The 14,176-nt window shown below is 71.5% G+C and carries 11 protein-coding genes; 4 read left to right on the top strand and 7 right to left on the bottom strand.

Annotated elements, in window-relative coordinates:
• Window positions 1–135 precede the first annotated feature (135 nt).
• Genes sdhC through ACNF49_RS10330 form a run of 3 tightly spaced genes read left to right on the top strand, consistent with a single transcriptional unit; the run spans window position 136 to window position 3,570 of the window.
• Window positions 136–921, top strand: coding sequence for a succinate dehydrogenase subunit SdhC (sdhC, locus tag ACNF49_RS10340; protein WP_357974488.1), 786 nt, complete (start codon window positions 136–138; stop codon window positions 919–921).
• A gap of 13 nt (window positions 922–934) precedes the next feature.
• Window positions 935–2,821 carry a fumarate reductase/succinate dehydrogenase flavoprotein subunit gene (locus tag ACNF49_RS10335; protein ID WP_357974490.1) on the top strand — a complete coding sequence of 629 codons (1,887 nt, stop codon included), beginning with the start codon at window positions 935–937 and terminating at the stop codon, window positions 2,819–2,821.
• The gene (locus tag ACNF49_RS10330) at window positions 2,818–3,570 is read left to right on the top strand and encodes a succinate dehydrogenase/fumarate reductase iron-sulfur subunit (RefSeq protein WP_352324162.1); all 753 of its coding nucleotides are present in this window, start codon (window positions 2,818–2,820) and stop codon (window positions 3,568–3,570) included. The genes ACNF49_RS10335 and ACNF49_RS10330 overlap by 4 nt, the downstream gene beginning before the upstream one ends.
• Before the next feature lie 54 nt (window positions 3,571–3,624).
• Here the strand turns inward: ACNF49_RS10330 and ACNF49_RS10325 are convergent, their stop codons facing one another.
• Complete coding sequence (locus ACNF49_RS10325) at window positions 3,625–4,341, bottom strand: hypothetical protein (RefSeq protein ID WP_482943539.1); 717 nt, start codon at window positions 4,339–4,341, stop codon at window positions 3,625–3,627.
• A 12-nt stretch (window positions 4,342–4,353) separates the two neighbouring features.
• Between ACNF49_RS10325 and ACNF49_RS10320 the strand changes: the two genes are divergently transcribed.
• On the top strand, window positions 4,354–4,926 hold the full coding sequence (locus ACNF49_RS10320) for a hypothetical protein (RefSeq protein WP_482943538.1): 573 nt from the start codon (window positions 4,354–4,356) through the stop codon (window positions 4,924–4,926).
• Between the two features lie 750 nt (window positions 4,927–5,676).
• On the opposite strand, the gene ACNF49_RS10315 is transcribed toward ACNF49_RS10320, so the two are convergent.
• The 6 genes from ACNF49_RS10315 to ACNF49_RS10290 form a co-directional block, all read right to left on the bottom strand.
• A complete protein-coding gene (locus ACNF49_RS10315; protein WP_482943537.1) occupies window positions 5,677–7,143 on the bottom strand; it encodes a hypothetical protein in 1,467 nt (488 codons plus the stop codon).
• Window positions 7,144–7,206: 63 nt separating this feature from the next.
• Complete coding sequence (locus ACNF49_RS10310) at window positions 7,207–7,599, bottom strand: (deoxy)nucleoside triphosphate pyrophosphohydrolase (protein WP_352352927.1); 393 nt, start codon at window positions 7,597–7,599, stop codon at window positions 7,207–7,209.
• Window positions 7,600–7,612: 13 nt separating this feature from the next.
• Window positions 7,613–8,710 carry a C40 family peptidase gene (locus tag ACNF49_RS10305; protein WP_482943536.1) on the bottom strand — a complete coding sequence of 366 codons (1,098 nt, stop codon included), beginning with the start codon at window positions 8,708–8,710 and terminating at the stop codon, window positions 7,613–7,615.
• A 2-nt stretch (window positions 8,711–8,712) separates the two neighbouring features.
• Complete coding sequence (locus ACNF49_RS10300; RefSeq protein WP_357974500.1) at window positions 8,713–9,336, bottom strand: hypothetical protein; 624 nt, start codon at window positions 9,334–9,336, stop codon at window positions 8,713–8,715.
• A 2-nt stretch (window positions 9,337–9,338) separates the two neighbouring features.
• Window positions 9,339–11,693, bottom strand: a complete 2,355-nt coding sequence (locus ACNF49_RS10295) for a type IV secretion system protein (RefSeq protein ID WP_482943535.1) — start codon at window positions 11,691–11,693, stop codon at window positions 9,339–9,341.
• On the bottom strand, window positions 11,690–14,167 hold the full coding sequence (locus ACNF49_RS10290) for an ATP-binding protein (RefSeq protein ID WP_482943534.1): 2,478 nt from the start codon (window positions 14,165–14,167) through the stop codon (window positions 11,690–11,692). Before ACNF49_RS10290 ends, ACNF49_RS10295 begins: the two co-directional genes overlap by 4 nt.
• Window positions 14,168–14,176 lie beyond the last annotated feature (9 nt).

Here is a 14,176-nt window from a genome sequence, read left to right as displayed (position 1 = left end):
ATCGTATGCGGTCGTCGTAACGTATCCCCCACCAATGCGCGCCCAGAGCGGTACCGCACCCGCCGTACGCGCGCCCAGCGAAACGAACCCGGACCCCCCTGTGTGCAGGGTCCGCGGGAGGTGGAGAGGTCCGCGATGACCCAGACGACGCCCGAAGCCCCGATCAGAAGGCAACGTGCCCAGGTGAAGGTGCGCACGCTGCGCACCGACAGGTGGTGGCTGGTCCCGCTGCTCACGTTCCTCGGGCTCAGTTCGTTCCTCATCTACGGCGTGTGGGCGATCATCGACGGCAGTTATTTCGTCGATCCGTACATCGCCCCGTTCGCCTCGCCCTGTCTGACCACGGCGTGCCCCGAGGGCGCGCGGCTGTTCGGGTGGGCGCCGATCGGCGACTGGTTCACCCTGCCGCCGGGGCTGCTCATCCTCGGCCTGCCGGGCGGGTTCCGGCTCACGTGCTACTACTACCGCAAGTCGTACTACCGGTCGTTCTGGCTGTCGCCGGCCGCGTGCGCCGTCCAGGAGCCGCACGGCAAGTACACCGGTGAGACCCGGTTCCCGCTGATCCTGCAGAACATCCACCGGTACTTCTTCTACGCGGCCATCGTGATCGGCCTCGTCCTGGCCTACGACGCCGTCCTGGCGCTGGTGCACAAGCCGCAGGGCCTCGGCACCTGGATCCTGGTCGTCAACGCCGTGCTGATCAACACGTACACGCTGTCGTGCCACTCCTGCAGGCACATCACCGCGGGCAGGCTCAACCACTTCTCCCGTCACCCGCTGCGCTACAAGGCCTGGACGTTCGTCTCCAAGCTCAACGCCAAGCACCAGCAGCTCGCCTGGGCCTCGATGTTCTCGGTCATGATCGCCGACTTCTACGTCCGCATGGTCGCCAAGGGCGTCATCGCCTTCCCGTTCGCATAAAGGACTTCTTCCAGTGGAAATCGAGCGTCACGAATACGACGTCGTCGTCATCGGTGCGGGCGGCGCCGGGCTGCGAGCCGCCATCGAGGCCCGTCAGCAGGGCAAGCGCACGGCGATCGTCTGCAAGTCGCTGTTCGGCAAGGCCCACACCGTCATGGCCGAGGGCGGCGCGGCCGCCGCGATGGGGAACGTCAACTCCGACGACAACTGGATGGTGCACTTCCGTGACACCATGCGGGGCGGCAAGTTCCTCAACAACTGGCGCATGGCCGAGCTGCACGCCAAGGAGGCCCCCGACCGCGTCTGGGAGCTGGAGGCCTGGGGCGCGCTGTTCGACCGCACCAAGGACGGCAAGATCAGCCAGCGGAACTTCGGCGGTCACGAGTACCCGCGGCTCGCACACGTGGGCGACCGTACCGGCCTGGAGCTGATCCGCACCCTCCAGCAGCGGGTCGTCGCGCTGCAGCAGGAGGACTTCGAGACGCACGGCGACCACGAGGCCTACATCAAGGTCTTCGCCGAGTGCACGGTCACCCGCCTGCTGAAGGACGGCGACCGCATCTCCGGCGCGTTCGGCTACTGGCGCGAGACCGGCAACTTCCTGCTCTTCGACGCCCCCGCCGTGGTCCTGGCCACCGGCGGCATCGGCAAGTCGTACGTCGTCACCTCCAACTCCTGGGAGTACACCGGCGACGGCCACGCCCTGGCCCTGCTCGCCGGCGCCAACCTGATCAACATGGAGTTCATCCAGTTCCACCCCACCGGGATGGTCTGGCCGCCGTCCGTGCGCGGCATCCTCGTCACCGAGTCCGTCCGGGGCGACGGCGGCGTGCTGCGCAACTCCGAGGGCAAGCGCTTCATGTTCGACTACATCCCCGAGGTGTTCAAGGACAAGTACGCCACCACCGAGGAGGAGGGCGACCGCTGGTACACCGACCAGGCCAACAACCGGCGCCCGCCGGAGCTGCTGCCGCGTGACGAGGTGGCCCGCGCGATCAACTCCGAGGTGAAGGCCGGCCGCGGATCCCCCCAGGGCGGCGTCTTCCTCGACGTCTCCACCCGCCTGCCGGCCGAGGAGATCAAGAAGCGGCTGCCGTCGATGCACCACCAGTTCAAGGAGCTGGCCGACGTCGACATCACCGCCGAGCCCATGCAGGTGGGCCCGACCTGCCACTACATCATGGGCGGCGTCGAGGTCGACGCCGACACCGGCGCGGCGGCCGTGCCCGGCCTGTTCGCGGCGGGCGAGGTGTCCGGCGGCATGCACGGCTCCAACCGGCTGGGCGGCAACTCGCTGTCCGACCTGCTGGTGTTCGGGCGGCGCGCGGGCGCGGGCGCGGCGGCCTACGTCGACGGGCTCAAGGCCCGTCCCAAGGTCGTCCAGGAGCTGGTGGACGCGGCCCGCGAGGAGGCCCTGGCGCCCCTCCAGCGCGACGGCGAGAACCCGTACGAGGTGCACCACGAGCTGCAGCGGACGATGAACGAGCTGGTCGGCATCATCCGCAAGGCCGAGGAGGTCTCCGAGGCCATGGAGGTCGTGGAGAAGCTCAAGGAGCGCGTGCGCCAGGTCGGCGCGGCCGGCTCGCGGATCTACAACCCCGGCTGGCACCTGGCCATCGACCTGCGGAACATGGTCCTGGTCTCCGAGTGCGTGGCCCGCGCCGCCCTCCTGCGCGAGGAGAGCCGCGGCGGCCACACCCGCGACGACTTCCCCGGGATGAACCCGGAATGGCGCCGCAAGCTGCTCGTCTGCTCCACCGAGGACGGCAACGACGTCCAGGTCGTGGAGAAGGTCCAGCCGTCCATGCGCGGCGACCTGATCACCCTGTTCGACAGGGACGAGCTGAAGAAGTACCTCACCGACGAAGAGATGGCCGAGTTCGACGGGATTGCCAAATGAGTTACAAGGCGAAGTTCAAGGTCTGGCGTGGTGAGGGCGGCGAGGGCAAGCTCGAGGACTTCACGGTCGAGGTGAACGAGGGCGAGGTCGTCCTCGACATCATCCACAGGCTGCAGGCGACGCAGGCCCCCGACCTGGCCGTGCGCTGGAACTGCAAGGCCGGCAAGTGCGGCTCGTGCAGCATGGAGATCAACGGCAAGCCGCGCCTGGGCTGCATGACCCGGATGTCCACCTTCTCCGAGGACGAGACCATCACGGTCACCCCGATGCGGACCTTCCCCGTCATCAAAGACCTGGTCACCGACGTGTCCTTCAACTACCAGAAGGCCCGCGAGATCCCCTCGTTCACCCCGCCGGCGGGCGTCCGGCCCGGCGAGTACCGCATGCAGCAGGTCGACGTCGAGCGCTCGCAGGAGTTCCGCAAGTGCATCGAGTGCTTCATGTGCAACAACGTCTGCCACGTGATCCGCGACCACGAGGAGAACAAGCCGGCCTTCGCCGGTCCGCGTTTCCTCATGCGGATCGCCGAGCTGGACATGCATCCGTACGACGTGGCCGACCGGCAGGAGTCCGCCCAGGAGGAGCACGGGCTCGGCTACTGCAACATCACCAAGTGCTGCACCGAGGTCTGCCCCGAGCACATCAAGATCACTGACAACGCGCTGATCCCGATGAAGGAGCGCGTGGCCGACCGCAAGTACGACCCGCTGGTCTGGCTGGGCAACAAGATTTTCAAGCGCGCCAAGTAGGCGACACAGCGGAAGCGGGGGCCGGATCCGTCCGGCCCCCGCTTCCGCGTTCCGCTACTTGCGGCCCCAGCGCTTCTTCCGGTGCTTGGGGTCCTGCATCTCCTTGGTGGCGCCCTCCGGGGGCTGCGGCGGCAACGGCTGGACGACCGTCGCGGCGTCCCCCTCCGGCGGCAGGTACGGCGGCGGCTGGTACCCCTCCGGCGGCCCCGGCTGCTCGCCCTGCGGCCGACCCGGCGGGCGGGGCTGCACCGGCTGCTTCGGCTCGAACAGGGACGGGCCCTGCTGCCAGGGCTCGGAGTCGCCGCTCTCGGCCGCCGCCGCCGGGGCGAGCGGGAACTCCCGCTCGTCCTCGTACGGCTTCCCGCCGCCCGGCGGGATGTCGCCCGGCGGCTGCTCGGCCGGGATCAGCGGCTCGAACGGGTCACGGTAGTCCTGGGCGGGCTGCGGCGGCTCGTTGTAGGAGTCGAACTCGTCCGGGTGCAGCACGACGGGCTCGGGTGCGGTCGCCGGCATGGTGGCGGGCATGGTCGGCGCCGGCTCGGGCGGGTAGCCGCCCTGGGGCCCGTACGGGTCGTGGTAGGCCGGGTCGTGGTGGACCGGGCCGTAGCCGGGCTGGCCGGTCGGGTAGGTCTGGATCGGGACGAAGCTGATGATCGGCGCGTACGCCGTGCCGCCCGGGTAGCCGGGGGCGGGGAAGGACGCCGTGGCGTAACCGGGTCCGGCGGGGTAGCCGGGCGGCGGCGCGTCCGGGCGGCCCATCGGGGAGCCCATCGGGGGCCCGCCTTGCGCACGGCCGCCGCGTGGGCCATGCGGCGCAGCCGTCCCTCGAAGATGAGCACCGCGAACAGCGCGAGCAGGACCAGCACCAGCGCCGGGATGCTGAGCTTCTGCGTCAGCGACTTCTGGTCGAACTCCGGCGCGGCGTTGCGCACCTCGAGCTGGACCGAGTCCGTGCTCGCGGCGGTGTCGGCCGTCAGCGACGGGGGCGTGGTGGGCGGGTCCGTGGGCGCCACGGACGGCATCTCGACGGACGGCTCCGTCGTCTGCTCCGTGGGCAGCGGCCCGGCCGTGGTCTGCGCGGTGGGCAGGGGCGCCAGCGGCTGCTGCGTCGTCTCCTGGACGGGCGGCGGCGTGGGCGCCGTGGTGGTCTTGGGCGGCTTCGGGGCCTTCGTGGTCTTCGTCGGGCTCGCGGTGACGGTGTGGGTGATCGTCGTCTCCGGAGCCTCCTCCGGCGTGGGCGTGCCTAACGTCGTCGTGACCGTGACCGTGGTCTGCGGATCGCAGGTCTGGCCCGCGTCGCACGGCTCCACGGCCGGGTCGAACGCCGCGCGACCGACCGAAGCGCTCGCGCTCTGACCGACGAAGGGAGCCACGCCGGCGCCCGTGAGCCCGAGCGCCAGCACGATCGCGGACACGGCCGTCGCTCGCGTGCGTGCCACCGGAGCCCTCCGCATAGTCCCGGAACCATGGTCAAGGGAATACTAGTCGGGTCAAAGCAACAGTAAAGACGGAATTACCATACGTTTCGCGGCTTATGGCGGCGTTTTGCTCGCGTAACCAGCCACAAGGCCCCCAGCAGGACGCCGATCGCCCCGATGACCAGCGAGAAGCCGCGCGGCCCGTCCAGCGGGCTGGCGTACGCGACCGGACGAATCGGTTTCCGCGCCTCCACGACCTGCACCGGCCACGGCGCCCCGGCCCCCGACTGCGGCGCCAGGCTCACCACCCCGCCGCCGGGAACCGCACCCGCCTGCACCCCGCCGAACCCCGACACCGCACCACCGACGCCCCCCGGCACCATGCCTCCAGGCGTCATGCCCCCTGGGATGCCACCGGGCATCATGCCCCCGGCGACGCCTCCTGGCGCCACACCCCCGGCCACGCTCCCCGGGGCCACACCTCCGGCCACGCTCCCCGGTGGCATGCCGCCGGGCAGGCTTCCCGATACCGCGCCGCCGGACAGGCTTTGATGTGTCGTCCCGGGCACCCCGCCCTGCTGCAGCCCTGCCGCGCCGGACAACCCTCCGTGCGCCGCACCACCGGGCAGGCTCCCCGCCAGCCCGCCCGGCAAGCCGCTCGCCGCGCCGCCAGGCAGGCTTCCTGCCGTCAGGCCGCCGGGGAGGCCGCGTTGTGCCGTCCCCCGCGCGCCGCCGGGCACGCGGCCGGTCGCTCCGGGGACAGCGCCCTGGCCCATGCCGCCCGCCCGCGGGAACGCCCCCAGGGTTCCGCCCGTGCCTCCCGCCCGCGGTGCCCGCGCCACGCCCCCGCCGCCGACGCGCGGGAGCGCCCCTCGGGCTCCACCGGTGATCGGCGAGCCTGCGGCCCCTCCGGGGAGGACGCCCCTTCCCGCCGTCGTCCCGGCCGCGCCGGGGAGGACGCCTCGCGCCTTCCCCCCGCCCCCGGCGCCAGCCCGGCGACGCCTCCACCCGTCCCCGCCAGAAGCCCGGCGGCGCCCGGCTGCCGCCCCCGTGCGCCTGGCACCTGCCGGCCCGGCCGCCGCCGCTTGTGGGGAGCCGTGGCCGGAACGGGCACCGCCTGACCGCTGATCGTGGCGGCCTCGCGCGGCATCTCCTCGGCCACCTGCATGGACGTGGTCCTGTTGATGGTGGTCAGCCCACCGGAGGGCGTCCGCATCCTGGCCACCGCGGCGAGCACCACCTCCTTGGCCCCCTCGGGTGCCTGGAAGGTCACGTCCAACGCCCGCTCCCCGTAGACCGTCCCAAGGGCGCAGACCTGCGCGCCGGGCAGCGTACCGCCGCCGGAAGCCGCACCCTCCTCGCCGGCCAGCGCCCGCGCGGCCAGCACCCCGGCCGCCTGCCGCCCACCACCGACCTGCCCCCCACCCGGACCCCCCTCGGCCGGAAGCATCCCCTGACCGTCCTCAGCCCGAGGAACGCCCCGACCGCCCTCGGCCCACAGCGCGCCCTGACCGCCCTCAGCCCACGGCGCGCCCTGTCCGGCCTCGGCGCGCGGCGCCCTCTGTCCGGCCTCGGCGCGTGGCATCCCCTGGGCCGCGCGCTCCGGCGGCATCCACTGACCGGCCCCGACGTGCGGGGAGTCCGGCGCGCCCGGACCGAACTGTGCCGCCTCCCGGTCGGCCCCCACCTGCGGCGCGCCGCGACCGGCCTCCGCCCGGGTCAGGCGCCCGCCCCGCGACGGCCGCCACGTCTCCGGTTCCTCCGGGAACGCCCCGACATCCGGATCCGTCACACTTCCGGCGCTCCACGGCCCCGGCACGGGTTCCCCTTCAGATGCCGGAACCAGCCCGCCCCCACCAAAACCCTCGGAGTCCTCAGCCCCATCGGCCGACAGCCGGGAAGCGCCGGAGGACGACGGGCAGGCCAACCCCGACAACGCCGCCGCCGGGCTGGTCGCCACCGCGATCTTGGCCCCCTTGCCCATCCCGTTGAGCCGGACCCTGAAACGCTGGACGTCACCCGTCCTGATCCACTGCCCCACCCCCTCGGGGCCGCTCACGCGTTCGAGCACGAGCGTCACCCCCGCCGCCGCCACGGGCACGGAGGGCAACGCCACCAGGATCAGCGCTCCAGAAAGGATCCAGCCACGCCGCATCACTCCACTCCCCCACTGCGACAAATCACGTGTAGTAATCGTTATGTCACAGAGAGAGACGGTCTAATCCTGCTGGAGCAGACTCTCCACGGTCTTCATGATCGGCAGATCGGCCCCCAGCCACTCCACGTCGTAGTACTCCCCCGGCCCCAGCCAGCGAAGAGCCAGGTGCTCACGGGCCTCGGGCGTGCCGGAGGTGAGCGTGGCCAGCCAGACGCGCAGGACGTACCCCTCCGACAGCGCCCAGTCCTCGCCCACGCGCGCGCCCACCGCGATCTCCACGCCGAGCTCCTCGCGGCACTCCCGGACCAGCGCGGCGACCTCGCTCTCCCCCGGATCCACCTTGCCGCCGGGGAACTCCCAGCCTCCGGCCAGCGCGGCGGGCGCGGCGCGCTGCGCGGCCAGCACCCTGCCGCCGGGGGCGACGATCACCGCCGCGACCACGATCGTGCTCATGCGTTCGTCATCCTCATAGTGCGGGATTCTGCAGCTTCTTGAGCTGGTCGAGCACATCGGGGTTCTGCAGGGGACGGGTGAAGCCCACCTTGTTGTCACGCGCCTGGTAGCTCGTGACCTTGATCGGCCCGCAGAGCGTGCACCGGGCCTCCAGCATCTTGCCCTTCGACACGATCAGCCCGACGTGGCCGGGGTTGTCGGCCGACGTGCCCGGACCGGCGTTGAAGAACACCAGGTCACCGGGCTGTTCCTGGCCCGCTAACACCTTCACCCCGAACGGCCACTGCGTGAACGTGGTGCGCGGGATGCTCAGCCCGGCGGCCCGGTAGGCCGCGTAGATGATGCCCGAGCAGTCGAACGCGTCCGGTCCGGTGCCGCCCCACAGGTACGGTTTTCCGCGCTGCGCCAGCGCGTACTGCAGGATCTTGGCCACGACGTCGCTGGGCGCGGCCGCCACCAGGGGGTCGTCGCACTCCTCGGAGGCCTGCGGCGGCACCTCCACCTCACCCGACTTGGCGTACTTCCTGGCGATCTCCTCGACCTGGTCGACGTACCACCAGGCGCGGTTGTAGGTGAACAGGGCCCGCCGGACGTTCTCGGGCGCGCCGTTACGCTTGAGCATCTTGGCGGCCCCGAGGATGGCGTCGGCGGGGTTGTAGACGTCGCCCACGCCGTCGCCGTCGCCATCGGAGGCGTACCCGTTGAACGTCGAGGAGATCGGGATCTGCGCCTTGCCGCCCCAGGTCGAGATCAGGAACTGCATCGGCCCGGCCGCGCCCGCGTAGTTGGTGCCGCTCTTGACGCCGGGCAGGTCGGAACGGCCGTGGTCGGTCTCGCGCTTGCCCACGGCGGCCAGGATGGTCCACTGGACGCCGATCTTCTTGCCCCACTTCTTGTACAGGTCGAGGTATTCGCCCGGGATGTCGGCGGCGCCCGAGTCGGACACCTCCTGCACCTGGGTGCCGCCCTCGCAGTCGACCGAGCCCTCGCCGCCGCCGTTCAGGAAGGACGGCATCGTGACCAGCAGCATCGGCGAGATGATGATCGCGGCCAGGAGCAGGATCCCGGCGAGACCGAGCAGCAGCGCCAGGCGGGTTGGGGAGGGCTTCACCGCTAGCTGTCCCCGTCCTGGCCCTCGGTGGCGGGCAGCACGTCGAAGATCCGCCAGTCGGCGCCGAGCTGGCTCACCGTGACCGCCAGGTCCTCGACGTCCTGCCTGTTGCCGCTCTTCGCGGTGACCTGTCTGGTCTCGGTCACGACGAAGACGATGGAGGTCTTCTCGATCTGCCTGATCTCCTTCAGCCTGGCCGTGGCCTGGGAGACGATCTGGTCGTCGCGGTTCTGCTGGACGGTGCCCGCCGAGGTGAGCGTCCGGGCGAGGATGTTGCCCAGCTCGGCGGTGGTGAACGTCTTGACCCTCGTGGCGTACGCCGCCGGTTCCTCGTCGTACCTGAAGGTGCCGTAGACGGCGGTGAAGCGCTCGGCGAGGTCCGCCGCCGCGGCGAGCTGCTCCTTCTTCATCGGCAGGTACGAGTAGACGTCGAACGGCGCGGCGCTGGCCGTGGCCAGCGGCTTGCTCGCCGCCGTGGGCGCGGACGCGGACGTCGCGCCCGTTGCCGGGGCCTGCTCGGGCGGATCGTCCGAGCTGGGCCACATCGTGAGGTAGACGCCGACCGCGGCGATGACCACGACGATGGCGGCGAAGGCCAGCCCGCGCTTGTCACCGGACTGAGCCACTGTCAGTCCTTGCCTCGGTTGGGCTTGAGCCAGAACGGCACCGACGGATCGTCACCCGAACCGCCGTTGCCGCTGCCGCGCAGCCACAGCGGCGGCGCCTCGGACGAGCGGGACGACGGCTCGTCCGAGCCGAAGATCCTGGACCCCGACGACGCACCGGACGGCCGGGACGCAGACCCTCCGGACCTGGACCCGCCACCGTTCCGCGACCCGCCTCCGTTCCTGGATCCGCCACCGTTCCTGGACCCGCCACCGCCTCCGCCGAGAAGCCCGCCGGACCCGCCGGACCCGGCCCCCGAACCGCCGCCGAACAGCCCGCCACCGGAGCCACGCGACCGCGACCCCGAGGACGGCGAGCCACCCGACCCGCCCGACCCGCCGAACCGGGAGCCCCGCGAGCCGCCCGACGACCCGTTACGCGAGCCGCCCGAAGCACCGCCGCGCGAGGCCCATCCGCCGCCCGACCGCCCGCCGAACCAGCCACCGCCGCCGGCACCGCTGCTGGAACCGCCGCCGGAGGCCGTGGCCCCCGAGGCCATGCCCCCGGACGGGGTGCCGCCCGCCGCAGCGCCACCGGAGCCGCCGGCCGCGGCGCCGCGCGTCCTGCCGGACTGGCCGCCGAGGTTGAGCGGGGGCGCGGTGCCCCTGCGGGGTTCGAGCGGGGGCCTGGCCCCCGCCTTGCCGCCGTGCTGGTCGGTGTCGAGCGGCGCGGCCGCCACCGGCATGCGGGTGCCGGCCGAGACGCCCTCGCCCTCCTCGCCGCGCATCCGCGCCTGGGCGACCGCGGCCCCGGCCGCCGCGCCCGCGCCGCTGCCGGCCGCCGCCGCCCTGATGAGCGGCTCGGCCTTGCGCAGGCCCCACCGGCCGAGCTTGGCCCCGGCGACCGGCGGCAACACGTTCGCGGCCCGCTCCAGGACGGGCGAGCTCGCGGCGTCGCCGAGCATGCGGGTGGTGACCGTGTGGCCGCTCAAGGACGCGAACAGGTGCTGGAACGGACGCCGGTAGAAGAACACCGCGATCGTCAGCAGGGCCATGAACAGCACCTGGAGCCCCCAGGGCATGGCCGTGGAGATGATCAGCGCATACCCGTAGACCAGGACGCTGAGCACGAGCGTCAGCACCGCCTGCCTGAGCAGCGTGCCGACGAGCATCTCAACCCACCGCATGGCGATGATGCGCCCGCTGCCCGGATGTACGCCGACCAGCAGGAACACCGGCCCGAGTATCAGCAGCAGCAGGAAGCCCACCTTGAGCACCAGCAGCGAGACCGCCACCAGGAAGATCAGCAATCCGGCCACCACCGCCGCGATGAGCGCGCCGACGGCCACGCCGAGCCTGCTCGACCAGTCGCGGCCGGAGAAGACGGTGTAGCGGGAGTCGTTCTTGAGCAGCTCGGCGACCTTGGCGTACTCGGCCTGGTGGGCGGCGATGTCGGGGGCAGGCTGGCCGGCCACGGCGGGGGCGATCGACTGGGTCTCCAGCATCTTGCGCCCGAAGTCGCGCACGATCGGCTGCTGCGGGTCGGAGGTGCCGAACATGCCCACCAGCCACGGCTTGCAGACCAGCGTGGACCACAGGGCGTCGGCGTTCTGGTCGACGCCCGCGGTGCCGACCTGGCCGTAACCGCCCGGTTTGACCTGCGGGTTCGTCTGGCCGGGTGGCGGCAGGCAGGACGCGCCGCCGGCGCCCGGCAGGCCGGAGAAGGCGGAGTTGACCACCTCGCCCGTCTTGTCGGTCACGACCTTGCCGAGCCCGGTGAAGTCGCCGGGCCTGCTGAAGAACCACACGGCCACGGTGACCGCGAGGACCATCCAGATCACGCCTTCGGCGGTGGTGGTGGCCCGCTTGCGGATCAGGCCGTACCAGGCGAGCCAGATGGCGCCGAGGATCACGATCGGCCGCAGGAACGGCCAGTACATGGCCTCGGACAGGTTCTGGACGATGTCGTCGACGACGTCTTTGATCGACTGGAGCGGCCCTTCCGTCGCGGCCGCCTGGTACGTCGTGATCGTCAGCCGGTCGATGGCCTTGGCCGCGGTGAAGACGCCGTTGGCCCACATGTTGCCGAGCACGGCGACGTAGTCGGAGCAGCCGAGCCCGTGGGTCTGCCAGAACTGGCCGGCCATGCCGAACTGGCCGTAGTTCGTCGTCGGGGCCTGGACGCCGCCCGCGGGAGGCGGCGGCTGGATCATGCCGTCGGTGCCGCCGCCGATCATCTCGGGGTTGAGCGGCCCCGACAGGTCACAGGGCGCCGCGGCGACGGGCGTGGAGAAACCGCCCACCACCAGCGGAACCACGAGGACGGCACTGACGAGCGCGAGCGCCAGCGCCAGTCGTCGGGATAGTCGGATCTTCATGACCGTACCTCCTGCGCCCTGCCCACGCCCCCTCGAAGATCATCATGCCCGCCACCGTCTGGTTTGTCGTGTGTCGGGTTCGTGTCGAGCCAGCGGAGCAGTTCTTCGGAGATCAGGTCTACTCCGATGCGCCCGGCTCTGCCATCCAGATCACGGAATACGCATTCGCCGTTGCCGAGCGAGCGGAGCACGGCCTTGTGCTCCTCCGACGGCTCCACGCCGAGCAGCGACATGACGTGGTCCACCTCCACCCTTTCGGTGGAACGGAACGCGAACACCGAGGACAGACAGTTGGTCACCTGCTCGTTCAGCAGGTCTCCGGCGTTCTGGGAGACCAGGACGAGCGCGGTGTTCCTGGACCGGCCCATGCGGCTGACCTCGGGGACCAGCTTGGCGCCCTCCGGCGTGGAGGTGATGGCCCACGCCTCGTCCAGGAAGATCGCCTTGGGGGCCCGCCGGTCGAGGCCGTTCATCAGCCTGCGGGCGAACTGCGAGACCAGGTAGAGCAGGGCCACCGACAGTCGCTGCTCGTAGGAGTAGTCGTCCCTGGTCGTGGCGACGTCCGGCAGCGTCAGGCCGCCCAGGGTGAACACGGTGGTCCACCCCTCGCTGTCGATCTGGTCGCCGCCGGAGGGGTCGAAGCAGAGCCTGGCCAGGTGCATCTCCGACATGGAACGCAGCACCGCGCCCAGGTTCTTGGAGGCCGGGTCGTCGGCCTGCTCCAGGTAGTCGACCACCTTGCCCAGCGACGGGTCGGGGCCGTTGGAGACCGCGGCCACGGCCTGGATCATGGCCGACTCGCGCTCCTCCGACATGCGGGGCAGCAGCAGCCGCAACGTCTCGGTCGCCATGGTCTTCTTCGCCGCGATGTCGTCGCCGAACGAGAACGGGTCGAGCAGCCCCGGCGCCGCCGAGCCCAGCGGGATCACCCTGGCCTTGCGCCCGCGCTTCTCCAGGAGCTGGACCAGCGACTCGGCGTCGCCCTTCGGGTCGATCACCGCGACCGTGACCCCGCGCAGCGCCATCTGGTAGATCATCAGCAGCGCGAGCGTGGTCTTGCCGCCGCCCGGCTCGCCGGTGATCGCGATGGCGGTCGGCCGGTTGCGGCTCGCGGCCAGCAGCGGGTCGAAGTGCACGATGCTGCGCGCCCTGCCGACCGTCTCCCCGATATACGGCCCGAGCCAGCCCTCACTGCCGTCGTCGAGCCGGTCTCCGAGGTCGACGGTGGCCGTGGCCATGCCGCCCGCGATCGTCCGCAGCGGCTGGCGCTGGGCGTAGGCGTTGACGCGCACCTTCTCGCCCGGCAGCGTCTCGCAGAACAACGAGAACTGGTCGCCGGTCGAGTTCACCACGTCGATGCCCATGTCGCGGTAGTGCTCGACGACCGCCTCGACCCGCTGCACGCAGATGTCCTCCGTGGGGGCCGAGATGATCAGGCGGTGCCAGCCGTACACGAAGGGCAGTCGTTCCTTGGTGATGCCGTGTTCGAGCATGCGGGCCGCGTCGATCTGCTCGGCCAGCGCGATCGGCGCCTCGGCGCCCGCCTCACGGATGTGGTGGTCCATGTCGCGGGCGTGGGCCAGCTTGCGCGCGACGTCCTTCGACGCCTTGACCGGCGGGATCAGCCGCATCCTGGACGAGATCTCCACCGGGAAGGGCAGCTGGTCGGCGAAGTGCATCCACGGCTCGCCGTCGGGGAACGGCATGAGGTCGGGGAAGCGGGCGAACGACAGGTGGGCCACGTACGAGTCGCCCTGCGGCTGCACGATCCGCAGCAACGACCTGCCGTTGTGGATCTCGCCCTCGACCAGCGACTCGATCTCGCCCTTGCCCCAGCGCCGCTTCGGGCTGGCCGAGGACGGCGGGTCGCCGACCGCTCCGGCGGCGGCGTGCTGGAACAGCCAGGCCACCTCGACGGACGTGGCGTGCCTGGCGTACAGGGCACTGGACGCCAGGGCCCGGCCCAGCCGTTCGGCCGACTCCGTCCAGCGGCCGATCTCGCTGTCCGGGACGTGGTCGTCCTCCATGCCGAGCGCCTTCTCGGTCTTCTGGTAGAAGCCGAGGAGCTGGGCGAGCACGCCGCTGCCGAGCTGCTTGCCGCGCGGCCCGAGGCGGACGCCCAGGTAGACCTCCTTCGACCAGAAGTCCTTCGCCCAGACGTGCCGGTACATCTCCTCCAGGTAGTCGCGCCAGCCCGGCCCCTCGTCGGAGGTGGCGTTGAGCGCCATCGCCCACTCGGCCGCCGGGTAGGTGCGGTGCGCGACCCGCAGGTGGACCTCGGCGTCGGGCATCCTGATCGCGGCCAGCGCGATCGTGACGTTGGTGGCCAGCGCCTCGCGCTCCTCCGGCGTGACGAACTCGTAGCTGACCGTCGGAAGCCGGAAGTACGCCCACGCGCAGGTGTCCGTGAGCAGGATGCGGTCGTCGAAGTAGCGGACCGCGAGACGCTGGTGCGCTCGGGACGCCCTGCTCATGCCGCCCCC

It is taken from the genome of Actinomadura sp. ATCC 39365, from assembly GCF_054392275.1.
This window is presented reverse-complemented; position numbering and strand designations above follow the sequence as displayed.